Origin of the sequence: Methanosarcina barkeri MS (assembly GCF_000970025.1) — an archaeon.
Classification (GTDB): Archaea; Halobacteriota; Methanosarcinia; order Methanosarcinales; family Methanosarcinaceae; genus Methanosarcina; species Methanosarcina barkeri.
The window spans coordinates 184,555-209,922 of sequence record NZ_CP009528.1 but is presented as its reverse complement, the minus strand read 5'-3'; the positions used below and the strand labels follow the sequence as shown (position 1 = coordinate 209,922).

18 protein-coding genes are annotated in these 25,368 nt (G+C 40.3%); 12 read left to right on the top strand and 6 right to left on the bottom strand.

Annotation, left to right across the window (positions count from 1 at the left end):
• Positions 1–77: 77 nt before the first annotated feature.
• Positions 78–1,259: a glycosyltransferase family 4 protein gene (locus MSBRM_RS01010; protein ID WP_048154121.1), complete on the bottom strand. Its 1,182-nt coding sequence runs from the start codon at positions 1,257–1,259 to the stop codon at positions 78–80.
• A gap of 536 nt (positions 1,260–1,795) precedes the next feature.
• On the opposite strand from MSBRM_RS01010, the gene MSBRM_RS01000 reads away from it, so the two are divergent.
• The 10 genes from MSBRM_RS01000 to MSBRM_RS00955 all read left to right on the top strand — a co-directional run bounded on the left by MSBRM_RS01000 (position 1,796) and on the right by MSBRM_RS00955 (position 14,756).
• On the top strand, positions 1,796–3,775 hold the full coding sequence (locus MSBRM_RS01000) for an amylo-alpha-1,6-glucosidase (RefSeq protein ID WP_048154116.1): 1,980 nt from the start codon (positions 1,796–1,798) through the stop codon (positions 3,773–3,775).
• Positions 3,776–4,089: 314 nt separating this feature from the next.
• Positions 4,090–5,211: a DUF1786 domain-containing protein gene (locus MSBRM_RS00995; RefSeq protein WP_048154114.1), complete on the top strand. Its 1,122-nt coding sequence runs from the start codon at positions 4,090–4,092 to the stop codon at positions 5,209–5,211.
• Positions 5,212–5,713: 502 nt separating this feature from the next.
• The gene (locus tag MSBRM_RS00990; RefSeq protein ID WP_048120563.1) at positions 5,714–6,235 is read left to right on the top strand and encodes a 50S ribosomal protein L16; all 522 of its coding nucleotides are present in this window, start codon (positions 5,714–5,716) and stop codon (positions 6,233–6,235) included.
• Between the two features lie 35 nt (positions 6,236–6,270).
• Entirely contained in the window at positions 6,271–6,879 is a 609-nt protein-coding gene (locus tag MSBRM_RS00985) for a translation initiation factor IF-2 subunit beta (protein WP_048120565.1), read from the top strand.
• A 360-nt stretch (positions 6,880–7,239) separates the two neighbouring features.
• The gene (locus MSBRM_RS00980) at positions 7,240–8,466 is read left to right on the top strand and encodes a radical SAM protein (RefSeq protein ID WP_048154111.1); all 1,227 of its coding nucleotides are present in this window, start codon (positions 7,240–7,242) and stop codon (positions 8,464–8,466) included.
• A gap of 304 nt (positions 8,467–8,770) precedes the next feature.
• Positions 8,771–10,192 carry a tryptophan--tRNA ligase gene (locus tag MSBRM_RS00975; protein WP_048123342.1) on the top strand — a complete coding sequence of 474 codons (1,422 nt, stop codon included), beginning with the start codon at positions 8,771–8,773 and terminating at the stop codon, positions 10,190–10,192.
• A gap of 151 nt (positions 10,193–10,343) precedes the next feature.
• Positions 10,344–11,822: a phenylalanine--tRNA ligase subunit alpha gene (pheS, locus tag MSBRM_RS00970; RefSeq protein ID WP_048154108.1), complete on the top strand. Its 1,479-nt coding sequence runs from the start codon at positions 10,344–10,346 to the stop codon at positions 11,820–11,822.
• A 237-nt stretch (positions 11,823–12,059) separates the two neighbouring features.
• Positions 12,060–12,461 (top strand): hypothetical protein, encoded by a 402-nt coding sequence (locus MSBRM_RS00965; RefSeq protein ID WP_048120570.1) that lies wholly within the window; start codon positions 12,060–12,062, stop codon positions 12,459–12,461.
• Between the two features lie 498 nt (positions 12,462–12,959).
• On the top strand, positions 12,960–13,310 hold the full coding sequence (locus tag MSBRM_RS00960) for a hypothetical protein (RefSeq protein WP_048120573.1): 351 nt from the start codon (positions 12,960–12,962) through the stop codon (positions 13,308–13,310).
• A gap of 96 nt (positions 13,311–13,406) precedes the next feature.
• Positions 13,407–14,756 carry an MFS transporter gene (locus MSBRM_RS00955; protein WP_048120574.1) on the top strand — a complete coding sequence of 450 codons (1,350 nt, stop codon included), beginning with the start codon at positions 13,407–13,409 and terminating at the stop codon, positions 14,754–14,756.
• A 238-nt stretch (positions 14,757–14,994) separates the two neighbouring features.
• On the opposite strand, the gene MSBRM_RS19865 is transcribed toward MSBRM_RS00955, so the two are convergent.
• Together MSBRM_RS19865 and MSBRM_RS00945 are read right to left on the bottom strand one after the other, a co-directional pair.
• On the bottom strand, positions 14,995–17,742 hold the full coding sequence (locus MSBRM_RS19865) for a histidine kinase dimerization/phosphoacceptor domain -containing protein (protein WP_052712637.1): 2,748 nt from the start codon (positions 17,740–17,742) through the stop codon (positions 14,995–14,997).
• A 304-nt stretch (positions 17,743–18,046) separates the two neighbouring features.
• The gene (locus MSBRM_RS00945; protein WP_048120575.1) at positions 18,047–18,775 is read right to left on the bottom strand and encodes a GAF domain-containing protein; all 729 of its coding nucleotides are present in this window, start codon (positions 18,773–18,775) and stop codon (positions 18,047–18,049) included.
• Between the two features lie 1,404 nt (positions 18,776–20,179).
• On the opposite strand from MSBRM_RS00945, the gene MSBRM_RS00940 reads away from it, so the two are divergent.
• Both MSBRM_RS00940 and MSBRM_RS00935 read left to right on the top strand, forming a co-directional pair.
• Entirely contained in the window at positions 20,180–20,398 is a 219-nt protein-coding gene (locus tag MSBRM_RS00940) for a PLDc N-terminal domain-containing protein (RefSeq protein WP_048120576.1), read from the top strand.
• A 54-nt stretch (positions 20,399–20,452) separates the two neighbouring features.
• Entirely contained in the window at positions 20,453–20,905 is a 453-nt protein-coding gene (locus MSBRM_RS00935) for a hypothetical protein (protein WP_048154105.1), read from the top strand.
• A gap of 155 nt (positions 20,906–21,060) precedes the next feature.
• On the opposite strand, the gene MSBRM_RS00930 is transcribed toward MSBRM_RS00935, so the two are convergent.
• The 3 genes from MSBRM_RS00930 to MSBRM_RS00920 all read right to left on the bottom strand — a co-directional run bounded on the left by MSBRM_RS00930 (position 21,061) and on the right by MSBRM_RS00920 (position 25,270).
• On the bottom strand, positions 21,061–23,523 hold the full coding sequence (locus tag MSBRM_RS00930; protein WP_080943653.1) for a copper-translocating P-type ATPase: 2,463 nt from the start codon (positions 23,521–23,523) through the stop codon (positions 21,061–21,063).
• An 881-nt stretch (positions 23,524–24,404) separates the two neighbouring features.
• Positions 24,405–24,641: a hypothetical protein gene (locus tag MSBRM_RS00925; RefSeq protein WP_048154102.1), complete on the bottom strand. Its 237-nt coding sequence runs from the start codon at positions 24,639–24,641 to the stop codon at positions 24,405–24,407.
• A 374-nt stretch (positions 24,642–25,015) separates the two neighbouring features.
• Positions 25,016–25,270 (bottom strand): YgaP family membrane protein, encoded by a 255-nt coding sequence (locus MSBRM_RS00920; protein ID WP_048120579.1) that lies wholly within the window; start codon positions 25,268–25,270, stop codon positions 25,016–25,018.
• Positions 25,271–25,368: the final 98 nt, after the last annotated feature.

The window sequence follows — 25,368 nt, the reverse complement described above, 5'->3', positions numbered from 1 at the left end:
GAACTGTTTATTCAGTAGCTATAAGTTGTTTATTCTTTTAGGTGAAATTTTATTCGGTCGAGTTTCTTTTGCTTTTCTCACATACTTTTATGATAAGGCCCGTTTTCAATCACTTTTTCATATACTTCAAGGGTCTTTTCAGCTATTCTTTTCCAGTTATATTTCTTTTTGAGAACATCATGCCCTTTTTTCCCCATTCGGTTGTGGCCAAGCCCTTCAAGGACGTAGTTGAGTCCCCAGGCAATAGAAGAAGGCTCTTTATAAGCAACAACACCTGTCTTGAAGTTCTCCACAAGAGCGACTGCATCGCTTGCAACTACCGGTTTTTTTGCATCCCAGGCTTCAAGAACAACGATTCCGAAGGGCTCGTTCCGGCTGGGCACGCATACAAGGTCACAGGCGTTAAACCAGTCTATTACAGTGTTATCCGGGGCATACCCAAGGAAATTGCACGAGTTCCCGATGCCAAGTTTCTGGGCCTGGTATTCACAATGAGGGCGCATTCCCCCATCTCCGATAAGTACAAATCGGGCATCCCTTTTTTTCAGGACTCTTGCCGCAGCTTCGACTAGCAGGTCAGGACCTTTCTGATATGCCATCCTTCCCGTGAAAAGCACAACTGGAAGGAATGGGTTAATACCATAGTGCTTTTTCACGTCTCCAGGGTCAATATTTCTTTTTATCTTTCCCACGTTTATGCCGTTAGGAATTTTCCAGATTTTATAATCGGGAATTTTGTAAATTTGCTTAATTTCTTCCTTCAATATTGGCGAGGTCACAATCACGTCAGAGGATTCATACCCTCCAAGCCACTCTCTATGAGATATTTCATTTGCCTCCCACCAGCCTCCGTAACTGTTTCCGTTACGCCCCCATTCGGTACTGTGGAAGGTCAACACAAAGGGTAGCCCAAACTGAGCTTTTATCCTGCAGAGAACATTTACCGGATGCCAGTCGTGCCCGTGCAGAATATCAAACTCACCTGCTCTTTCTCTTACGTCCAGGAACCGGTAGTACATAGCATCACACATCCGATCCATCTGTTCCACTATTCCCCCATTTTGATCACAGGCAACTCTGTGATAATGGACACCGTTGATTATTTCATCATTGTCTTCATGACCTCGCGTAAAGAGATGGACCTCATGTCCCTCTGCTGCAAGAGCTTCGGAGAGTTCGGATACATGGGGAGAAATTCCTCCTATACGTATTGAGTACAAACTTTCCCAGGAAAACATTCCGATTCTAATCTTTTTCATAGACCCACCACTCATTTTTGAAAAATTCAGGAAATAAGTATTAAAGATAAGTATCAAAGAGTTCAGGCTTTCCATTGCCTGTTGTATGTTAATTATATAGTTTAAAATTTATAATATTTTCTATAAAAAATGTACGTGAGATTTGAGTCAAGGTTATGGGTCAAGGTTATGGGTCAAGGTTATGGGTCAAGGTTATGGGTCAAGGTTATGGGTCAAGGTTATGAGTCAAAATAATTTGTCATACGGCATCCCCTGTTTCATCCGGAATCAGAGCTTTGAGAATATCTTACTGAGCAAAAGAGTTCAAGTCCAGATTATTGCAAAAAAACCCTCGGGAAAAATAAAAAAGGAATTCTTATGTCTCAAGATCGCAAGCCCTTAATAAGAAACTCTTTAGAAATTAGATATAGAAGTAAAAAATACAGAATTCACAAGTATATGAACAAGTACATAAAAATGAATTAATCGTTTACAGCAACGCATTGCTTTTTTTCAAACACACAGCTATTTAATAACTCGACTCAAATTAAGTATACATGAGTGGGATAAGGCTTGGGGCAGATTTTCTTTCTACATATGATGAAGGAATAAAAAAGGAATGGATTATAGGAAATGGGCTTGGAGGATTTGCTTCTTCTACAGTCATTAACGCAAGAACAAGGACTTATCACGGACTGCTTGTAGCAGCTCCAGAAAACTATCCTGGAAGATATTTGATGCTTTCTTCCCTTGACGAGGAAATTTCTACCAACGAAGAAACTTATAAACTCGCAACCCATAAGTATCCAGGAACTGTTTCTCCTGAGGGCTTTAATTATCTTTCAGAATTCTTTCAAAACCCATTTCCTACCTGGGTTTACAACCCCGGTGGTATAACCGTAAAGAAAACAGTCTTCATGGTTCGCAACAGTAACACAACCTGTGTTCTCTATGATATAAAATCCAGAAGAGAGGAAGCTTTACTAAGAATTTTTCCTCTAGTAAGTTCAAGAGACTTTAATATCACTACCCGCGCCGGATACCTTTCCTTTACCCAGGAAGCTACTCCTGCTGGAGTAGAAATGGCAAGCTCTAATGGTTTTACTTTCTCGCTTTCATCCGACCTCCAGTATCATCCTAATCCCACATGGTACTATAACTTAGAGTATGATGCTGAGAAAGAACGGGGACTTAACTCTGAGGAAGATAACTTCAGTCCAGGTTATTTTGAAAGCAAGATCGAATTGGGAGATTTCCGTTTTTTTGTTGCTGTTTCAACAGGAGATATTTCTTCTCTTACTCTCAAACAAGTTGATAAACTCCTTACCAGAGAAGCAAATCGTCAGAACCTTCTTGTTCTTGATTCAAAACTTATTGATCCTTTTGCTCTAAAACTTATCAGGGCAACTGATACTTTTGTAGTGAGAAGCCATATTTCAGATGAGGATACGGTAATTGCAGGGTATCACTGGTATTCTGACTGGGGAAGGGATACCATGATTTCTCTGACTGGATTACTTTTAGTTCCTTATCGTTTCGAGGAAGCAAGAACCATTCTCAATTATTTTGCCAGGTACTGCCGAAGAGGTTTAATTCCTAACACTTTCCCGGCTTTCGGAGGAGAGCCAATTTACAATACAGTAGATGCTTCTCTCTGGTTTATTCATGCCCTTAGCCGCTATTTCGCATATACAAACGATTTCCTTTTCCTCTCGGATATCTGGGACACCGTAGTTAACATTATAGATCATTACTTTACAGGCACAGATTTTGGAATCGGCATGGATTCCGATTATCTCATCCAGCAGGGGCCCCAGCTAACCTGGATGGATGCAAAAATCGGGGAATGGGCAGTGACCCCAAGAGAGGGTAAAGCCTGTGAGATAAATGCTCTCTGGTATAACGCCCTGAAAACTGCTTCTTACCTTGGCACTCTTCTCGGTGAAGAAGTCTCTCCATACGAAAATCTCGCAACTGGTGTTGTCTCGAGTTTTGAGAAAACTTTCTGGAATCCGGAAACCAACTGTCTCTTTGACCTTGTATATAAGGATGAAACAGGAAACGAGGTTAAAGACCCTGCTATCCGACCTAATCAGATCTTTGCCGTATCTCTACCTTATACTATACTCCCCCCTGAGAAAGAAAAAGCGATTGTGGACAGAGTTGAAAAAGACCTTTTGACCCCCTTTGGGCTTAGAACTCTCTCGAGAGACCACTCCTTATATAAAGGGCAATATCATGGAGATGCCTTAACCAGAGATACAGCCTACCACAACGGAACCGCCTGGCCCTGGCTCCTTGGAGCTTATGTGAAAGCCTACAGGAAAGTCAATAATTATTCGGAAGATAGCCTTGAGAATATGCGGAATCTTCTCAAGGGCTTTGATATGCAGCTTGAAACAGCAGGTATCGGTTCCATTTCTGAAGTATTTGACGGCGACCATCCTCACTCTCCTGGAGGCTGCATCGCCCAGGCCTGGAGCGTTGCGGAAATTTTGAGGGCATATGTAGAGGATGTACTTGAGATTAAACCTTGAAAACAGAGTTGATTGTATAGCCTTTACTTTTGATAGTTAAAACACAGTGAAAATGCCCTTAATGCGGTATTCAGGAAATTATGATTTTGGTCCTGCACTTGACTGTTGATTTCTGACCAACTAGCATTTCTGACCAACTAGCATTTCTGACCAACTAGCTATCCTGACTAACTCAGTATCCGAATTAACTCAATATTCTGGCCAATTTCGTATAGGGTTCTGCTCTCCAGTGCCCTGCTTACTTCCACTTGCTTAACTATGTTTTAATAATTTACTACTTATATTTTAATAGTTTATTAACCAATGCTTCAGGTATGTTAATACTTGCAACGGATGTAGGAACAGGTACGCAGGATATTCTACTCTTCAATTCAGAAAAAGAAGTGGAAAATAGCCTGCTTATGGTCATGCCTGCTCCCACTCAAATAATTGCGAAAAAAGTACGGAAAGCAACCAAAAAGGGAAAGACAATAGTATTTACAGGAAACATAATGGGAGGAGGCCCTTCAACATTTGCTATCAAATCTCATCTAAAGGCAGGTTTTCCGGTGTACGCTACTGAACAGGCTGCTCTGACCATCAATGATAACATTGAAAAAGTGAAGGCTTTCGGGATTCAAATCGTCTCCGAAGCCGAAGCAAAAAAACTTGCATCCGAAGAGAATGCACAGGAAATTGTCATGCAGGATTTCAATCCGGTATCGACTTCGGCTGCGCTTTCGACGTTTGAAGTTCAGATGCCTACAAATTTTGCCGTGGCAGTACAGGATCATGGAAATGCCCCTGAGAAGAGCAACAGGATCTACCGCTTTGAACTCCTTCGAGAACTCATTGATAAGGGAGGAAAACTTGAGAACTTTGTGTACAAGCCCGAGGAAATTCCTGAGGCTTTTACCCGAATGAAAGCTCAGGCAGATTCTCTTCTCAAAGCCGCAGGAAGCCGGAAAACGAAAGCAGTTTTCATGGATACCGGGCCAGCAGCCATCTTTGGAGCGCTTACTGACCCTGCGGCTGTACAGCCGGCTGTTGTGGTTAATATTGGAAACGGGCATACTCTGGGAGCACTTGTGAATGAAAACAGGATCACGGCAGTTTTTGAGCATCACACTTTCCTCATGAACCCCGAAAAACTTCAGGATTACGTTATAAAGCTTGCCGACGGAAAGCTTGCTTTTGAAGATGTTTTCGAAGACGGAGGGCACGGTGCATACATAAAGGAAGCTTTTGGATTTGAGCAGGTTAGATCTATATTAGTTACGGGCCCAAAAAGAGAAATTCTTGAAAAGCTTTCTGAATCCGAAATCAGAAAGGAGATTTCAAATAAACTGCATTTTGCCGCACCTTTCGGGAGCATGATGCTTTCAGGCTGTTTCGGGCTACTTGCAGGATTTCTGGAAAAGTACCCTGAACCATCAATAAACCTTATAAACCACTAAGTAGTTAGGGAGTAAGTTGCTGAAGCCCAGAATATACAAATTTTCAGAGGTTATAAAAACTTAATTTCGAATTCCTATCAGGGAGCCGGGAAAATACAGTAGCTGTCTGCTGAAGTCCACCAGGACAGGTTTACAGATAAATGTAAATACAGGCAGGTATCTCTATATGCACATATCTCATACTGAATCGTTTGCTAGACGGTTTTTCACAAACTTAATGCAAACATTTATATGCGGAAAGGAACCGGAAAGGAAGTCCGTTACAACAAATTTTAGTGAAATTAAATTAAGCTAAATCAAGCTAAAATAAGTCAGATTAAGCTAAACTAAATTAAACTAAGCTAAATCAGGCTAAAATAAGTCAAATTAAGCTAAACTAAATTAAATCAAGCTAAATCAAACTAAACTAAATTAATTAAGCTAATTAATCTAAGCTACGTAAAGCTAAATTAAACTAAGCTAAATTAAATTAAACTCATTACCTTTCAGGAGAATCAAACTTATGGTACGAAAGCCAGGAAGTATGTATAGAAACGTAAGACAGCGCTCATTTACCAGAAGAAAATACATGGGTGGTGTTCCAGGCAGCCAGGTTATTCACTATGACATGGGAGACAAGTCAAACACCTCCTTCCCGATTAAACTCTCACTGCTTGTAGAAGAAAAATGCCAGATAAGACACACGGCTCTTGAAGCAGCTCGTATTACAGCAAACAGGCACCTGATGGAAGATGCCGGAAAGGTGGGCTATTACATGAAGCTCCGTGTCTATCCCCACGAAGTCCTCAGGGAAAACAAACAGGCAACCGGCGCGGGTGCTGACCGTGTGTCCAGTGGAATGCGCAGGGCTTTTGGGAAGAATGTAGGTACTGCAGCAAGGGTAAACCCATTCCAGAAGATCTTCACAGTGTCTGTTGACAAGCAAAACTTTGTAGCCGCAAAGAAAGCTCTCTGGCATGCAGGACAGAAGCTGCCAACCCCCTGTAGAATCGTTATCGACGAAGGGGCAGAACTGGTACAGTAACCAGTTAAACTGTTAATATCAAAAGGAGCAATAACATGTACGATTACGAAGAGCTTTTGAACCGTGCAATGGCAAAAATGCCTGACACCGAGACTACGGATGCTCGATTCGTAATCCCTGAGCCCAGAATCTTTTCCGAAGGAAAAACTACAATTCTTGAAAACTTCGGAAATATTGCAGATATCCTTAACCGGGACCCTGACCACCTGATGAAATATCTCACCAGGGAACTTGGGACTGCAGGGAAAATAGAAGGCACACGTGCAGTCTTCCAGGGAAGGTTTACGAGAGCCCAGATCTCTGATAACATTCAGGCTTATGTGGACGAATACGTTATGTGTTCGGAATGCGGACGCCCGGACACCCAGCTTGTCAAAGTGGACAGGGTACTTGTCCTGAGATGTTCTGCTTGCGGCGCTCATAGACCTGTCAAGAAGAGAAAGGTCAGCAATGTAGTTGTCAGGGATGCCATCGAAGAAGGCGGAACCTATGAGCTCCGGATCGATGCAGTCGGGTCCAAAGGTGACGGAATTGCAAAGATAGACAAGTATACGGTTTTCGTACCCGGAGCCTCAAAAGGCGACGTGGTCAAAGTAAAAATAAAGAAAATCAGCGGAAACCTCGCCTTTTCAGAAAGGATCTGAGGTTTAAGCTTATTTTATATTTTTTAAAGTAGCTCAGGCCGATTATTCCATTTTCGTGTCCGAGCAGCCTAAATTTTTCTTTTAGATTTGAGCTTGCACTCCAGCGTTAAGCCTCCGGAAAATATAGGGACGGCTTATTTTTCGGTCAAGCCTTGTTTAAGAAGGTTGTTTTAAAAAGAGCTGTTTTAAAAAAGTTGTTTTAAAAAGAATTGTTTTAAAAGGATTGTTTTAAAAAAGACTGTTTTAAAAAGGATTATTTTAAAAAGGGTTATTTTAAAAAGAGTTGTTTTAAAAAGAATTGTTTTAAAAAGGGTTGATTATAAATATCCAGCAGGCAAATCAGGAACTTGTGAAGAAAGAATGACTTATGAAAAAAAGGGCACACCGGAAGTTTCATTGAGAGAAGTTCAAGCAGAGGAAAAAAAGATAGAAATTTTCTCAATGCCCGGGCTGTCAGTAAGCCTCAGGAATGCAGGGGATGTTCTGGAGCTTACGGCAAACGGGACCCTGAAAGTAGCTTTCAATCCTATCCTGAAAAAGATGAATTCCCGCCTGAAGGAAGAAAAGCTAGCCCTTGTAGAAGAGGATAGAGTTATTGCCTCAGCCTGGCTCCCTCCAATCCCGAGTCCGGCCTTCAAACGTCTTATTTTTGCAGAGATACAGATAGCTCTCGGAAAATACATTCCTGAAACCGTGTCCATTGAACTTACCCACCAGAGCAGTTTGAGATACCCACCAGGAACGGTTGCAGATGAGCTGGATACCGGTACTATAAAAAGAATAATCGATGAAGCCCTTGAATCCGGCACTTTCATTATCACATTTACTGAAAATGATCCTCTTCTGAGGGAAGAAGTCTTTGAGCTAATAAGGTATGTGGACAAGAAGCGGGCTATAGTAAACTGTTCCACCTGGGGTACGGACTTTTCAGCAGAAACGGCTTCCCGCCTGAAAGACGCAGGGCTCCATTCCCTTATGGTAGGTATTTACTCAACTAATCCTGAAAAACACGACGCTGCCCGAAATTCCAGTGGAGCATATGAAAGGGCGGTTTCTACCATAAAACTGGCACTTGAAGCCGGGCTCGTGGTTGTAATGACAACACACGCATCTCCCTCAAATATACAGGAACTACCTGCGCTCTATAACCTTGCATGGAAACTTGGAGTCCATGAATTTTCAGTCTGGGAAGCAATGCCAAAAACCAGGGATGAGCCTGTAATTACTGACAAAGATAGGAAAAACATCCTTGAGATGTACCACAGGATAAATTCCAGCCCCGAAGGTCCGCGGATGTTTGCGAACACTTATTTTGAAGGTCAGATGCTCGGCGCAATGGAAGGCAGGCGCTGGATGCATATAACGACAGACGGAGATACAAAAGCCGGTCCGTATCCGCCTTTCAGTTTTGGGAATATAAAAGAGGAATCCTTAAAGGAAGCCTGGCAGAAAATCAGGAGCTATCATTATTTCCAGAAGCAGAAAAACCTGGCTCCGATGCACGATCCGGAGTTTCTGGAATTTGTTGATAGGATTCCGGCAGGAGCAAAACTGCCATATCCTTTTGAAAAAGTTTGCGAAAAGTAAAAAGGAATAAGTTGCAAGATGTCCCTTTACAATATTTTTCTCTAGCGTTCTTCTGGTACATTTATATTTCTTATAACCTGTGTTTAGTCGGGATATGCAAACCAGGAGATTTAAAAGCCTCGTACCTCTGGAAAAACAGTATGAGTCTGGAACTGTCTTCCCGAAGATAAACATTTACATATTAGCACGTATTTTTAAAGAGCAGTTTAGCTGGAACTGCGTTAATATCTTTAATAATTTTCAGCAAGATAAAGCTGCCTGCCTGAGGCTTTTCCCAGAAAATCGGCAGCCAACGAGGGACTTTATGACTAATAAACTTGACCCATGGAGTTCAAGCGAGATTAATGACTATTCCAAGTTATTCGAAGAATTCGGGATTTCTCCATTTGATAATGTGCTTCCTGAAATCCCCTCCCCGCATATGTATATGCGGAGAAGAGTTATCTTCGGGCACCGTGATTACGAACAGATTGCCGATGCCATGAGGACGGGTGCCCCTTTTTCAGTTATGGACGGTTTTATGCCTTCAGGGAAGGTCCACCTCGGGCACAAGATGGTTATGGACCAGATAATCTGGCACCAGCAAATGGGAGCTTCAGCTTTTGTCGGGATTGCAGATAGAGAGGCTTTCTCAGTACGGGGTTTTTCCTGGCAGAAGTGCAGGGAAATCGGAGTAGAAGAATATATACTAAGTCTTATCGCTCTCGGTTTTAAGCCCGATGGCCTTATTTACTTTCAGTCAGGCTGTGAAAGCGTTAAAGACCTGGCATTTGAACTCGGGGTCAAGGTCAATTTCTCGGAACTGAGTGCAATCTATGGTTTTTCAGGAGAGACAAACCTATCCCATATGATCAGTGTAGCAACCCAGGCTGCCGATATTCTACAGCCCCAACTTGAAGAGTTTGGTGGACCAAAGCCGGTTGTAGTGCCTGTTGGACCTGACCAGGACCCTCACCTCCGACTTACAAGAGGGCTTGCGGGCAAGATGAGCATGTTCAGGGTAGAAGAGAGAGAAAACGCAAATGGAGGAAAATACCTGAGCGTGCGCGGCAAAGGGGCTCCAAAAGAAGCCTTAAAGGAGCTTAAAAAACGCATTCCAGGTAAAGTGAAACTCTATGAAGAGCACATGGACATACTTCAAACTCCTGACTATCCTTTCCTAGAAAGATTTGTTTTGCAAATAAACCATCCTGAGAAAAAGAAATGCTTCACAGCCGAGCTTAAAGATGCCTCGAAATCCGCCAGTGAAATTAAACTCACCCGAAAAATACTGGACGAAATTGTAGCTGAAGTAGCCGCTGACTTCGGAGGTTATGCTTTCATTCCCCCTGCATCTACCTATCACCGCTTTATGAGTGGGCTGCAGGGAGGAAAGATGTCGAGCAGTGTCCCTGACAGTTATATCGCTCTGACTGACGACCCGAAAGAAGGTGCAAAAAAGGTAAAGAGGGCAAAGACCGGTGGCTGTGTAACCCTGGAAGAACAGAAAAAACTTGGCGGAAAACCCGATGAATGTTCAGTCTTCGAACTGATGCTCTTCCACCTGATTGGAGACGATGAGGAATTATTGGAAATCAGGCAGGAATGCGTCTCAGGAACCAGGATGTGCGGCTCATGCAAGCAGCTTGCGGCCGAGAAGATGTATGAGTTCCTCAAGGACCATCAGGAAAAGCGGGAACTTGCAAAGGAACACCTCGATGAGTACAAAATAATATACAAAAAGTAATTTGTAAAGTAACTTTACAAAAAGTAACTTTGCAAAGTAGATTTACCAAATAAATTCACAAAAACAATTTTAAAAAATAAATTTTATAAAAATGATCAGTCATAATTATCAAACTCTTAATATTATCAGGAACGTCAGGAAGTGATCATGTATGAGTATTCAGGACAACCTCACAATCAACGAAAAAAAGGTCTTGCTTGCCCTTGAGGAAATAGGATCTGCTGCCCCCGAAAGGTTGGAGGAGAAATCAGGTTTGCAGGTGGATGCGGCAATGCAGGCAGCCTTCATGCTTGAGGAAAAAGGGCTGGTTTCAGTTTCCGAAAAGGTGCTTGAACGTTATTCCCTTACAAAAGAAGGAGAAGAGTACACAAAGAACGGGCTTCCGGAGCGCCAGATTATTGACTTTCTGAAAAAGCCTACTTCGCTTGAAGAGCTGAGGAGTCATTTTTCTCCAAAAATGGTAGGGATTGCAACCGGTTGGCTTGTAAAAAAAGGATGGGCAAAGGTTGAAAACGGAGTAATAGTGCCATCGGGAAAAGTGAATGCAGGAAAAGATGAGGAAACCCTTTCGGCTTTCACAGGCAAAGCAAAGACCCTTGAAGAGCTCGGGTCCGACAAAGGAACAATAAAGGACTTGCTCAAGCGGAAACTTGTCATAAAACACGAAGAAAAATTCAGGACTGTTTCCATAACTGATGCAGGAAACGAACTTGCTACCCAGGGTCTTGTCCTTGAAGAGGAAATTGCTCAACTTACACCCGAGTTACTGAAGAGCGGGGCCTGGAAGAACAAGAAGTTCAGGCCTTACCGTCTTGATATTACTCCCAAACCCCTTTACGGAGCCAAGATTCATCCTTACAGACGCCTTATAGAGCAGATGCGCCAGATCTTCCTGGAAATGGGTTTTGCCGAGATTAAAGGCGGGATCATCCAGAGTTCTTTCTGGAACTTCGATGCCCTTTTCCAGCCTCAGGACCACCCTGCAAGGGATATGCAGGATACCTTCCACCTTGACAGCACCTGCGAGCTTCCGGCTGAATACTTTGAAAAGGTTGCTGCAATGCACGAGCACGGAGGAGAAATCGATTCCTGCGGCTGGGGTGGAACCTGGGATAAGGAACTTTCCAGACGCAATGTGCTGAGAACCCATACAACATCCGTGACTGTCAAATATCTGGCTGACCACCCAATATCACCTGTAAAAGCTTTCTGCATTGACAGAGCTTACCGCAGGGAAACCATTGACCCTACTCATACTCCAGAATTCGAGCAGCTTGAAGGGGTTGTAATGGACAAGGATATGTCTTTTGCAGACCTGCTAGGCTTGCTGGCAGAATTCTACCACAGGATGGGCTTCGAAGAAGTTCGCTTCCGTCCCGGATATTTCCCATACACCGAACCAAGTGTGGAACCTGAGGTTTATGTTGACGGCTTGGGCTGGGTTGAACTTGGAGGGGCAGGCGTTTTCAGAAGAGAAGTTAGTGAACCTCTAGGGATTAAAGACCCTGTCCTTGCCTGGGGACTCGGAGTCAGCAGGCTTGCCATGCTGAAACTCGGGCTTAAAGATCTCAGACTCCTGTACCAGTCCGATATTGACTGGCTCAGAAAGAGCGAAGTTTGCAGGACCTGAGATCTGAACTAAGGGTTCATAACCTGAAACTCTCAGGTTAAAACATTTTATTTTTAATTTTAGATAAAAATCTGCAGCCTTCAAGGCCATGAGAATTGGGGTAGAGGGGCATATACCTTATGGGATGCTAGTTTCTAAACATATTTTCGTTAGTAAATATATAATTTACATTGTATACTAATTAGTGAACTCAGGGATGAGTATATTGCGTTAGCAGTTAAACTAAAAGGGTAAACAATGACAGATATCTCATCAGAAGCAGATAATCCATCAGAAACAGATAACCTATCAGAAGCAGATATCCCATCAGAATCCACATCAGAATCTGTGACTGCCCCTAAAGAATTGCCAGGCGCCCCGGAAGTTCAGAAAGCAGTCGAGCCAAGTCGAGTAGCTGTGAAAACCGGCATAGCGACTCGGTACTGGCTTGAACTGATGCCCTATCCGGCAGGCAGTGTAAGAAGTTTATGGCTTTTTGTTAATGATGACTGGAGGCATCTGGACGACCCCGACCAGGGCACTCAGGTTTCTGTACAGGATGCATTTTGCAGATGCTCGGAACGCCTGGAGGTTCTGGTCTGGTACTCTGAAGATACAATTGAAGGACTTGTAGTAAAGACAAATCAACTAAAAAAATGAATGAAAGAAACAATGAAGAAACAATGAAGAAACAATGAAGAAACAATGAAGAAACAATGAAGAAACAATGAAGAAACAATGAAGAAACAATGAAGAAACAATGAAGAAACAATGAAGAAACAATGAAGAAACAATGAAGAAACAATGAAGAAACAATGAAGAAACAATGAAGAAACAATGAAGAAAGAAATAAAAGAAATGACTGAGCCCTTATTAGGAATCTCTTTACTATTCTGCTCTACAGCCAATCCGATAAACGGGATTCCAGGACTAGTCCCACCTTGAACCCAAGTTATCCAGACCCAGGAAACTTTCCTTGTTTTTTAACATAAGTACTTGCCATAAATTATTCAATGTGTCCTGCAGCTTAAAAATAACTTTTCCATGATTTAACCCGGATAGAAAGGACAAAAATACTGAAATAACTACAACTCCTATTTTCCAGTATAAATTATCCGATAAAGGATCAGAAAAGAAGCAGAATCGGGGGGGTGAACTATGGACAAAAACAAATATTGGGAAATTACGCGAAGCGATTGGTACGGAACCTCTCAAGTGCTTTTTGTGTTCATAGCAGTAATCATGATATCATCGGTTTTCCTGCTTGCGAGATACTGGTACCTCTGGATCATGATAATAGCCGGGGTCCTTGTCCTGCTTGTAGTATGGCACGCAAAAAATTTTTCCTACCTCTGTCCCAGATGCGGCAAAGTGTTCGAGGTTTCAAAACTTGAAGATTTCATCAGTCCCAATGGTGTGAATAAAAAGTACCTCAGGTGCCCGGGGTGCGGGAAAAGGGCATGGACTGAGGTTCTTAGAATTAAAGAGAAAACTGTCCATAAGAAGTAGCTGTTATCTGAAAGCTGAATATACCGGTGATATGAAAAGAAAAAGGGAGTCCGAAAACCCTGGGAATAGGTTTCCGAAAACGAATCCTGAGGAAAGATGGAAAAGGAAAACAAAGGCAAGAAAAATAATTCAGACCTTCGTACAGGAGAAAACGTTTCCCTCCTTCCAATTCTTGCTGTAAATTTCATAGGCACGCTCGGGTTTAGTATTGTACTCCCGTTTCTGGTGTTTCTGGTTAACCGACTGGGAGGGAACGCTTTCATTTATGGGCTGGCAAGTGCGATGTATCCGGCTTTTCAGCTAGTAGGAGCCCCTATTCTGGGTAGGTGGTCTGATACTTACGGCCGTAAAAAGATACTTTTTATAAGCCAGCTAGGGACTCTTCTCTCATGGATTATCTTCCTTGTAGCTCTTTTTCTTCCGGTAATAAGCCTGTTTAAAATCGATTCAAGAGTTCTGGGAGCTTTTACCGTTACCCTGCCCCTTGCAGTGCTCTTTTTCGCCAGAGCCCTTGACGGGCTGACCGGAGGAAATGTATCGGTAGCCAATGCCTATCTGGCTGATATTACTGCAGAAAGAGATCGGAGCCAAAACTTCGGGAAAATGGCAATTTCCGAAAACCTGGGATTTATAGTTGGCCCTGCCCTTGCCGGAATATTGAGCTTAACAATGTATGGAAATGTAGCCCCTGTGCTTGGAGCAATAGTAATCTCACTTATCGGAACATTCCTGATTATATCTTATCTTCCCGAAAGTAAAGAGTGCGCTCCTGGGGAGCCTGAAGAAGCCGAGAAAGTAAGAAAAATCTTCAGTTATGAAATAAGGGAATGCAAAACTACGTTTGAAACGAAAAAACCTGAATTCAGGGAGATTATGAGACTTCAAAATATCCCCTATATGCTGGGACTGTACTTTCTAATCGACCTCGGTTACAATGTATTCTACACAGCTTTTCCCCTGCACGCAATTTCAACTCTCAACTGGAGTATTGCAAAAATGGGCGTTTACTTTACAGTATTGAGCGGACTTCTGATAATCGTACAGAGTACTGTACTTCCCAGGGTTTCAAGAAAATATTCGGATGCAGCTCTTATAATCTTCGGAAGCCTGATGCTCGGTACGAATTTCCTGCTTCTCATTCCTGGAAATATTTTCCTTACCTACCTTGCAGCAGGGTTTTTTGCACTTGGAGACGGACTTATGTGGCCTTCCTTTCTCTCACTCTTATCAAAAGTTGTAGGAAGAAAGTACCAGGGTACGATACAGGGGATTGCCAGCAGTTTCGGAGGCCTTGCCAGCATCACCGGACTTATCCTTGGCGGCCTTTTATATGAAAAACTTGCTGGAGCCTCTTTCCTGATTGCAGGCCTGGTAATCTACACAGTCTTTTTGCTCAACTTCCGACTCAGGCATTTTGAAGAACAAATAATTTTGAGGAACAGATAATTTTAAGGAACAGATAAAAACTGGATATCAGGATCAGTATAATAGGTAGTATGCCAATTATTTCTTAAAATCACAAATCTCAAGAAGTTATTGGGTAGAAAATTCCAAATCAGAAGATCAATTTTCTTCATAGTACGCAAAACTTGACTTCAAATTTACAGCAAATTTGAGACACTGCCTCTCATTTAATCAAGGGTTATAGGTTTGCAGCTGATATACTTAATTGTAGCTGATATACTTAAGTGTTTTTTTCTGTTACCTTGAACCTTACAGTAAACTCAGTACCTTTTTTCCTATTCAATTTAAGCTCTCCATCTAACTGATTTACTAGAATGTTTATTAACTGCATGCCAAGTGACTCGACACTTTCCAACTTCAGACCTTCAGGAATTCCTTTTCCATTATCTGAAACTACCAGACAGAACTCGGACTTGTTAATTCCATTTATAATTTCTTCATGTCTGCGAAGTTGAATTCCAATTTCTCCTTCTTTCTTTTCAGTAAATGCATGTTTGAGAGAATTGGTAATTAGTTCATTAACAATTATGCCTAAAGGAACCGCAGTATCCACATCAAGAAATGCGTTCTCTTCCATATCCATATTCAAGCGGATATTTATGCTGCTAAGTTTATAAGTCATCAACAGGTTATCAGCCAGCTTTTTAAGATATGCGGAGAAGTTCAGTTTTTCTGTCTGCCCTCCTTTGTAGAGTTCTTCGTGGATTAGAGACATTGAAAGTACACGGTTCTGACTGTCACTGAAAGCCTGTTTGACTTTTTTATCCTCAAACTTTTCGGCCTGTAGGTCCAAAAGAGAAGAGATTACCTGCAAGTTATTTTTGATTCTGTGGTGAATCTCTTTTATGCGGATTTTTTCGAGTTTTACCAGAGCTTCTTCTGTTTTTTTACGTTCAGTTATATCTTGAACTATTCCTCTAACTCTAATAGGCATGTTTTTCTCATCAAAAATTACTTGCCCCTGTGCATAAAGTATGCGTTCTTCTCTATTAGCTGAGAGAACTCTAAAATCAATTTCAAAAGATTTCCCGTAAAAAGCTTCTTTAAAAGCATTATTCACAGATTCTTTATCCTCTGGAAAAACAAGATTAAAAAATGCATCATGAGTCTCATATGAATCATAAGTCTCATCGAATTTTAGAGAGTCAAGTCCAAAAATATTGTATATTTCATCTGACCAGTAGAATTCATCAGTCAACAGATTCCAGTCCCAATTTCCTAGATGAGCTATTTTTTGGGCTTCACTTAATCTCATTTTATTTTCAAGTAATGAATTATAAGCCCCTTCAAGTTCAACTGTACGCTCTTTAATTTTTTCTTCTAAAGTATCATTTGCTTTTTTTAATGCTTCTTCAGCTCTTTTGCGCTCGGTAATGTCAACTGCAATACAGATGACTCCACCGATGGTTCCTGTAGCATCAAGCAATGGCTCAGTGGTCATCTCATGGAATAAGTCTCCACCAGCGGAAATAGGCCTATGGATTACCACTTCATCACATCTGCTAACACCACTAGCCAAAACCTGCTTTTTGATAGAAACAAAAGTTTCAGCATCATCTAATTGATATATATCATAATCATTTTTACCTAGAATATCTTCCAGGTTAAAACCAAGCGAAGGGTTATAAGCCCACGTGTATCTCAGATCACAGTCTTGACTGGAAATTACAATAGAAGATCCCTGTAAAGCGACACGGAAACGCTCTTCGGACTTACGTAACATCTCTTCGATTTGCGCTCGCTCTATAATATCTGCCGCCTGCTGAGCTAGAAGGTCAATTAACTGAAGATCATGATCTTGTAGTTTATGTGGTTTTTTATAATGTGTTGAGAACATGCCGAGTAATCTTCCTGACCGGCTGACAATTGGTGTAGATTGAACCGCTCGTATTCCAGCTTTAAGCTGGATTTCCAGAGCAGGAGTACCGACAAAAATTGGACTTTGTTCAATATCTTCGACAATTACTCTCTCGTTACATCCAAGAGCCGTACCACAAGTTCCATTTCCCTCAGATACACTGTTCCAGAAGTCCAGCCACCATTTGGGAAATCCACGAGAAGCTACAATCTTAAGTTCAGATGATTCGGGATCCAATAATTGGATATTGCCAAAGTCAGCATCAGAAATTGCAATTGCTGCATCGACTATTTCGACAAGAACTGGTTCAAGATTGCTTTCACGAACAAACAGAGTACCAATCTTATGCAACCTGGTCATAGCATTAAGGTCGGCAATTAAACGTTGTTTGCTATTATTCAATGCTTCTTCTGACCTGGCCTGCTCTATCATGTCAGCTGCCTGACGCGCTAGTAGGTCAAGCCTCCAGAGATCATGCTCGTTTGGAGAATAAGGAAAGTTCCATTGAGTCGTAAGGATACCAAGAAGTTTACCCGTTCGGCTTAACATCGGTGTGGACTGAATCGCTCGTACTCCGTCCTCACGCATCACAGTCAAAGAAGGTGTCCCAGCAAATATAGAACTTGTTTCAATATCTTCAATAACAATACGCTCTCCACGTTGCATCACCTTTCCACAAACTGAAGCCACGTTATCAGCAGATGTAAAATAATCCAAAAAAGGCTGTTTGTGACCATAATGCGCAACAATATGTAGCGAATCATCCTCAAGAAGTTGCAGGGTACCCATTTGTGCGTCCACGACAGAGATTGCTGCATTCATTATTTCTTTTAATATTGGCTGGATCCCTTCCGATCCCAAAAGTTTTGTACTCAGCTCATGTATTCGGTTCAGTGCTTCTAGATCGGCTTTTATCAGAAGATGTGCTTGCCTTTTCTCCAGATCTAGTTTATCAACATCATAATCAGATTCTTTATCCTGCTTCACATATGCTCTTAGGCTCTGTATTTCGTCTTTTAAGGCACGGTTTTCATCCACCAGTAGCTTATTCTTATCTAATAACGCCTGGTATGTTATAGGCTCCCAGCCATCAGTATGTTTGGTAGTCATATTTTTATACTGACCTTTTAAGATTAATTCTATCTTGCTGATTAGGTTCTCTTAAATCATTTTTTACTTTAATATTTGATTAACATCCCCAATAGTTATTACAGATAGGATGATAGTTTTTGCTTCTATTGACACTGATTTTTTGAGATATTTCACTTAACAAATTAAAGGAGCTGAAATTTAACGACGGCTTCTAATGCAAAATCGATAGCTTTCAGGCAAGATAATTCCTTAACCAATGACCAATGGACAAGAATTGTATTTCTTCAGAGGTTTTATTCACACAGTCAGCACTTGATGTTTTTTAGATATGTGCTCTTTCGATAATATCGGCTGCACTGAGAGCTAGAAGATCCAACATTTGAAGTGTTTTTTTGTCTGGTTTATGTGGTTTTTTGTATTGTGTTGAGAACATACCAAGTGGTTTTCCCAACTGGCTGACAATTGGTGTAGACTGTACTGCTCGTATTCCAGCTTTAAGCTGGATTTCCAGAGCAGGAGTACCTACGAAAATAGGGCTTTGTTCAACATCCTCGACAATTACCCTCTCTTTGCGTCCAAGAGCCGTACCACAAGTTCCATTTCCCACAGATACACTGTTCCAGAAGTCCAGCCACCATTTGGGAAATCCACGAGAAGCTACAATCTTAAGTTCAGATGATTCAGGGTCCAGTAGTTGGATATTGCCAAAGTCAGCGCCAGAAATTGCAATTGCTGCATCGACTATTTCGACAAGAACTGGTTCAAGATTGCCTTCGCGAACGAATAAAATGCTGATTTTATATAATCTAGTCATTGCATCGAGATCAAACATCAACTGTTTCTCGCGTTCATTATAGGGTGTTTCTACCTGCTTATAATCCAGATCAATTTTACCTGTAGTCTGTTCAAGTCCTTCAGCCTGTGCCAGACATGTTCTTAGACTCTGTATCTCTTCCTTTAACGCATTGTTTTCATCTACCAGTAACTTATTCTTATCCAATAGCGCCTGATACATTGTGGATTCTTGACCAGTAATATATTTAGAATTCATACTTTCCACTCTCCATAAATAATTTGTATAATCTTCGAAATCCTGAGGTTTCGATACAATTTGTATTCAGGCTGTCTTAAAACTCGACTCAGTTACACAATTGAATAATTGATATTGTTTAGTTTAAATTTGAATCGAAAATGTTTTGAAATTCAGATGGATATTCACCTTTAAGTCGAATTTTGCCTCCCAATTGTACAATCAAATTTAGTTTTGAGATAATCTGAGGATCTTGATTTTTTCAATTGTAGCTGTTAGAGATTAAAATAAGAAAAATTTATATTTATTATATTGTATAATAAAGTAAAAATTTTAGTTTAAATTAAAATAAATATAGATATACTAATAGGCTTCATATTTTTGTTGTTAACTCTTAATATTAATCATTAAATTATTAAGGATATAGATAAGTTATATTATTTAATACCTACTTTCGGCAACAAGCATACTACAACATTGTAAAATATATAAATGTGATAATTTATAGATTCAGTTGAAAAAAGATTCAGTATCAAAATCCAGTGATGGACATAAAATAAAAAATCACTCGATTTTGTAATTGGTCCCCACCCTTGAAATACAATTTTGGGATTGAAGTATTTAGATGTCGAATATTGATTTTGATGAAAACCTGATTATTCTTACGGATTCCGATTTTCAATCAAGAAATGCAAAAATCACTAGATTTTGGAACAGAGTCTGAAAAAAAGAAAAGATAAAAATTTTGATGATAATCACAAAACACATACTTCAATGGAAACTCTGGAATACCTGGAACTCTTCCTGATAAATTTGAATTCGTATTCACACCCAACATGATTCGTAGCTAAATATTATTGAAAGTTTTTTCAGTAAAATAACCAGAAGCTTATTGAGAGGAATAAGAGTTGATTCAATAAAGGAATTAAGGTAAATGATTAGTTAACATATAGGCTAGGTAAACGAAAAGCCAGTCATTTTTAAATGGAAATATAAAATTGAGAAAGGGATGAAGTATTACAGCTTATGATGCAAATGTTATTTTAAAGTCACATGGGATTCTGTAACACGGAAAAAACAGCCGGTTGCAGAGTGATTTGATTTGAATATTACAACCACAGAAAAACGAAAATCACGGAAGAAACACGTCTTTACTACTTATTTCCGTGTCTTCCGTACTTTCAGTGGTTTTTCCGTGCTTTTAGTGATTTTCAAAAATTCATTCCTTATATACTTTGGAATCAATGAACTAGTAATAAGTTGTACAAAAGACCAAAATGATACTGGTTAATAAATGAATTGAATAAAATTACATATTTTTCAATAAAAAATATTTAAGTATTAAAATCTCACTATAGTGCATAATTTTAGAAAGATATTAATTTATAAGGCTGAGTCTAAAAATAAAAATTTGAGGTTAATGAAATGATGGGCTTTTCTTATATTTTTATTCTTTTCGCATTCATTGGTTTACTTTCCTTTGTTTTCTGGATATGGATTCTTATTGACTGTGCGAAGAATGAGACAGATATAGGAAACACACGCCTTATATGGGTCATAATTATTTTTTTAACCTATATCGTGGGAGCTTTTTTATACTATTTCATCCGGCGTCCTAAGAGGCTTCTGGAGCTGGGGAAATGAATCAGACAGGAAAAAACCGGTAAATAAAAATGGAGATCTTATATCTAAATAGGTATGAACACATCCAAATTATTAATGGCTATTCTTATGGTTGTAAGTGCCGTGATAATTGCAGGGCTGGTTAACAACCCTGCTGGAAAAGATGGAGTAAGAGACCGAGATAATATCCTGGAGAAGAATTCTCTGGAGGCGTTCGTGAGCGAATCCAGAAGCTATGAAGACCAGTTCGTATTTACTTACAACCCGAGAAATCCAGATTCCATATTTGATTGTTACGTGAACTATGAGTTCAGAGAAAATGGAAAAACCCTCAAAAGCGATAATAAAGAATTTTACGGAAACGTTTCAACTGAAAATCCAATTGTGCTCGAATTTCCAAGAAAAAAAGATTCCACCTACGAACTGGAAACTACGATAAAAGATAAAAGCGGAATCAACCTGTATAAAAACAAGACAGAAATTAGGTCCTCAACTGTAGGGAATGATAGCAACCCGGTTCTAAATTGAATCCTTTCCAGCAGCTTTTTACTGGAGTTTTTGTTCACGACTTCAAATTTATTTTCCCCTTTTTCCCCATAAGCATTGAAATAACTCCGATTGCTGCTGAAGTCAGGGAAGCGAAAATGAGTATGTTTTTAGTATGAAATATTCCCAGCATTAGATCACCCCATCTTTAAAGTTTTAGCGTTTATTGCTACGATCACAGTGCTCAGGCTCATGAAAACGGCACCTATAGCAGGGCTCAATAAGATTCCATATCCATAGAGTATCCCGGCTGCAAGAGGAATGGCAAAAACATTATACCATGTTGCCCAGAGGAGATTCTGATACATTTTGGAATATGTTTTTTTAGAAAGTCCAATGATATCAACCACATCCCTCGGATCGTTTTTCACCAGAACAATATCAGCGGTCTCAATTGCAACATCAGTACCTGCCCCAATAGCTATCCCTACATCAGCTTGAGCCAGGGCAGGCGCGTCATTAACTCCATCTCCAACCATACCTGTAATGTATTCCGCCTGAACTTCCTTGACCTTCTCAGCTTTCTCATGAGGAAGGACTTCTGCGAAATAGTCGTCAAGCTCCAGTTCCTTAGATACCCAGGCTGCCACATAACGATTATCTCCTGTAAGCATGAGACACTTAATTCCCATGCTTTTAAGTTTCAAGATAGCTTCCCTGGACTCTTTCCTGATAATGTCGGCAAGTGCAACAGCTCCAAGTACTTTGCTTTCCTCAAGCAAGAACACAACAGTTTTTCCCTGCGCTTCGATTTCTTCAATCTTTTGATTTTTGAGAGCAATTCCGTTTTCTTCAAGATAGCCAGGACTCACAACAAGAAATTTATTTCCATCAACCAGACCCTGTACACCTTTTCCAGGAATTGAACTGAATTCTTCCACAGCCTGGGTTTGCACTCCTTTTTCCCTTGCACTTTCCAGAATGCCTGTTGCAATGGGGTGTTCCGAACTGGCTTCCAAGGAAGCTGCGAGACTCAAGATTCTTTCATTGCTATCTTTTAAATTCTCCCCTGTTTCATTTTCTTCGCCTGAAAGAGAAACTATATCTGTAACCCCAAACCGACCTTCGGTCAATGTGCCGGTTTTGTCAAAAATAATAGCCTGAAGATTGCGTGCTCTTTCAAATGCCTGCCTGTCCCGGATGAGAAGCCCGGATTTTGCAGCAATGGACGTCGAAACTGCAACTACCAGAGGGATTGCAAGCCCAAGGGCATGCGGACAGGTAATAACCATTACAGTAACGGCCCTTTCCAGCGCAAAGACAAGCTGCTGGCCGAAAATAAGCCAGAGAATAAAAGTAAGAGCTCCCACAGTAAGAGCTATGATTGTTAGATACATAGCAGCCCGGTTTGCGAGGTCCTGGGTTTTTGATTTGCTTTCCTGGGCAGCCCTGACAAGTTCGACAACCTGGCTGAGATAGGTATCCTTTCCGGTTTTTTCTACCCTGACAACAAAAGCCGCTTCTCCATTAATCGAACCGCCAATAACGTCATTTCCCGGCTTTTTCGTGACAGGCTTCGACTCTCCGGTAAGCATGGATTCATTGACACTGCTTGTCTCCTCCACAACAGTGCCGTCTACAGGAACTTTTTCCCCGGGCTTGATTAAAACATTGTCCCCGACTTTTAGCTGGTCAACTGCGATATCAACAACATCGCCATTTTTTTTCAGATGGGCAACCGAAGGCATAATTTTTACCAGCTCTTCGAGAGCTCTTGAAGCTCCCATAACCGAACGCATCTCTAGCCAGTGCCCGATCAGCATTACATCGATAAGAGTCGCGAGTTCCCAGAAAAAGACCTTACCATGAAGCCCGAAAACCACAGCCGAGCTGTAAAAATAGGCCACGCTGATTGCAATGGCTATAAGGGTCATCATGCCAGGTGACTTTTCAGAAAGTTCGTCTTTAATTCCCTTTAGGAACGGATACCCGCCGTAGAGATAAACGACCGAAGAAAGCAAAAAGGTTAGATAATCCGCACCTGGAACACGAAGCTCAAAGTTAAAAAAGTCCTGGATCATAGGCGAGAGCAGCAAAATCGGGAAAGTTAACACGAAAGAAACAATAAATCGCCTTTTGAAATCTTCAAGCATGTGGGCATGATGATTGCCGTGTCCTTTTCCACCCGCAACCTCGTGGCCTTCATGTTCCATTCCCTCATGCTTCATTCCTTCGTGTTTCATGCCTTCATGCTTCGTTCCCTCATCTTTCATGCCATATTGCTTATACTTCATCTCATCATACTGTTTGCGTTTCACTTCGCCAGGATCGTGTTTCAACTCTTCTTGCAGTTCATGTCCCTTGTGTTCATCTTCACCGTGCTGTTCATGTTTCATTTCTTCACGCTGCTCAGGAGTCCCAAGCTTCACTTCTTCAAGTTGTCCATAGTCCAGCGATTTCTCTTCAGGACGCATCTTTTGGGATTCGAGAGAGCTCTGATGTATCATATTTTCGGCAGGCTTGTTCCCGCGTTCTTCGTAAGACTTACGGAAATTTCCTTGCATGTTCTCTCCGGAATTGTGGTCATTATCATGAGATGGAGATGCGTTTACCTGAGTTTTAGAAATCTCGAGACCTATTTCTTTGTCATCAGACTGCATATTTTCCCAATTCCCCTGATTTTAATTTTATTTTTAAGTATATTAGAATTTCTGATATATTTGAAGCTAATGAAGCTAAAAGAACCAAATATCTTGCGAGAAAAAAGAAATTATGTTATAACCAGCTAATTCAAAGGGTTAATTTCAAAGGATAAAAACAGGAAAAAATGAAAAAATACTCAAAAAATTCACAAACAAATACCGGGAAAGGAAACCGAAACCAAGCTACCTTAAGCCTTTTAAAGGGAAAATAAAGAAAAAATATACATGTGAGAAGAGTTTAACTGCTCTGTGCTATCCGAACACTATGACGCACAGTGAGGACCAGAATAAAGAACAAAATAACGCAAAAGATCCCGATAAAAATAACATCCCTAAAAGCTATGTCCAAAGGAATATGGCTGATAGACCCAAAATCTTCAAGCGGCAATGAAGACATATTTTAATCTACGTGCCCAAATATAATAAACTTATCGAATTGGCTGATACAATTATTAAAATAAATATAGGTGTTTAAGGATTTAAAATAAGGATACATAATTGTGAAATCAAAGACGAATGCACACTGCTATATCCTATATCCTGAAATGATTTCGCAGACTCAAAATCAGTTGGAAGTCAAATACATAATACAACAACATGCGACGAAAAAAGTTAAACATTGAGTAAATTCCATTCCATTTTGGTATTGTGGGAAGATTACGTAAAATGAAACAAATTCAAAGTTGAAGTAAAATAATGGGTCACCTGTATAAGAGATATAACTGGAATAAAAAAATCAAAAAAGCGAAATAATTTTGGAATAAAATAGTTTAAATTAAAACAAGATAAATTCTTTAGAAATTAACTGGAATTCTTAGCTCAAAGAACTTCTACAGAACTTAAAAATCATACAAGTATCGGGTTTCCTTAATGACCTTACCATTGCTATCTTTTTCTACAAATCTCATGATTTCTTTGTCGTGTGTAACCATTGTTTTACAATAGGGGCATTCTTCTGTATTTTTGTACATTATAGAGTGCAGAAATGAGTCTTCATCTTCAAATTGAATAATTTGTGAGCAGAACCATTTTTTACATTTTGTACATCTAACTTCACAGCTTTTTGTGCTGGTCATTTTTCTTCATCTCCAAATTTAAGTTAACTATTGTGTGAAATAATACTAATCTTATAAAATCAAAATCTGAAATTAATTATGGTACAGTATTATAAAAATAGACATATATACCTATTTTATTTTAACTCTCCCCTTTTTATTAAATCATATGTTTTCAAACTCTGGAGCTGAAAAGATATTTAGGAATGGGGGCCAACTATTATAAAAGAGATATATCGAACAAAGTACAAACTAGAGCGAAAATTTAAAACTTAGAGAAAAGGTAAACATCGAATAGAATTCTAAGAAAAACTGACCTGAACTTAGAGATTTAATTTTGAGATTGGTATCTATTAAAAAATAAAATGGAGAATTAATATCTCCTGAAGTACTGTTTATTGACAAGCTTCCGGTATAGAAGCTTTCTTTTTCTTTGCGGTACTGATCCCAAGAATAGAATAGAGAGTACAGTGCCTCAGAATTGAGCTGCAAAGCCCCGTAAAAGCCATCGCCGCAACAATCCATTTCCAGGGAAATCTTTTTACAAGACCTGTTGACAGTGCGAGAATTGAAAGCACTCCACACATCGTTCGAAACAGGAGATCAAAGCCTCCTACATTCTCTTCCAGAAACAATTTTTTAATACTCATCGGACAAAACCCCCTTATAAGCCCTCTTACATACTTATAGATCCTTCAATATATAGCATTATTCTGTTTGTACTCTGTTTGTATTATGTTCATAGATG

Bases quoted from the DNA above. Each gene is read 5' to 3' on its own strand.
- MSBRM_RS01010 (WP_048154121.1), bottom strand. From the start codon at position 1,259: ATGAAAAAGATTAGAATCGGAATGTTTTCCTGGGAAAGTTTGTACTCA.
- MSBRM_RS01000 (WP_048154116.1), top strand. From the start codon at position 1,796: ATGAGTGGGATAAGGCTTGGGGCAGATTTTCTTTCTACATATGATGAA.
- MSBRM_RS00995 (WP_048154114.1), top strand. From the start codon at position 4,090: ATGTTAATACTTGCAACGGATGTAGGAACAGGTACGCAGGATATTCTA.
- MSBRM_RS00990 (WP_048120563.1), top strand. From the start codon at position 5,714: ATGGTACGAAAGCCAGGAAGTATGTATAGAAACGTAAGACAGCGCTCA.
- MSBRM_RS00985 (WP_048120565.1), top strand. From the start codon at position 6,271: ATGTACGATTACGAAGAGCTTTTGAACCGTGCAATGGCAAAAATGCCT.
- MSBRM_RS00980 (WP_048154111.1), top strand. From the start codon at position 7,240: ATGACTTATGAAAAAAAGGGCACACCGGAAGTTTCATTGAGAGAAGTT.
- MSBRM_RS00975 (WP_048123342.1), top strand. From the start codon at position 8,771: ATGACTAATAAACTTGACCCATGGAGTTCAAGCGAGATTAATGACTAT.
- pheS (WP_048154108.1), top strand. From the start codon at position 10,344: ATGAGTATTCAGGACAACCTCACAATCAACGAAAAAAAGGTCTTGCTT.
- MSBRM_RS00965 (WP_048120570.1), top strand. From the start codon at position 12,060: ATGACAGATATCTCATCAGAAGCAGATAATCCATCAGAAACAGATAAC.
- MSBRM_RS00960 (WP_048120573.1), top strand. From the start codon at position 12,960: ATGGACAAAAACAAATATTGGGAAATTACGCGAAGCGATTGGTACGGA.
- MSBRM_RS00955 (WP_048120574.1), top strand. From the start codon at position 13,407: ATGGAAAAGGAAAACAAAGGCAAGAAAAATAATTCAGACCTTCGTACA.
- MSBRM_RS19865 (WP_052712637.1), bottom strand. From the start codon at position 17,742: ATGACTACCAAACATACTGATGGCTGGGAGCCTATAACATACCAGGCG.
- MSBRM_RS00945 (WP_048120575.1), bottom strand. From the start codon at position 18,775: ATGAATTCTAAATATATTACTGGTCAAGAATCCACAATGTATCAGGCG.
- MSBRM_RS00940 (WP_048120576.1), top strand. From the start codon at position 20,180: ATGATGGGCTTTTCTTATATTTTTATTCTTTTCGCATTCATTGGTTTA.
- MSBRM_RS00935 (WP_048154105.1), top strand. From the start codon at position 20,453: ATGAACACATCCAAATTATTAATGGCTATTCTTATGGTTGTAAGTGCC.
- MSBRM_RS00930 (WP_080943653.1), bottom strand. From the start codon at position 23,523: ATGCAGTCTGATGACAAAGAAATAGGTCTCGAGATTTCTAAAACTCAG.
- MSBRM_RS00925 (WP_048154102.1), bottom strand. From the start codon at position 24,641: ATGACCAGCACAAAAAGCTGTGAAGTTAGATGTACAAAATGTAAAAAA.
- MSBRM_RS00920 (WP_048120579.1), bottom strand. From the start codon at position 25,270: ATGAGTATTAAAAAATTGTTTCTGGAAGAGAATGTAGGAGGCTTTGAT.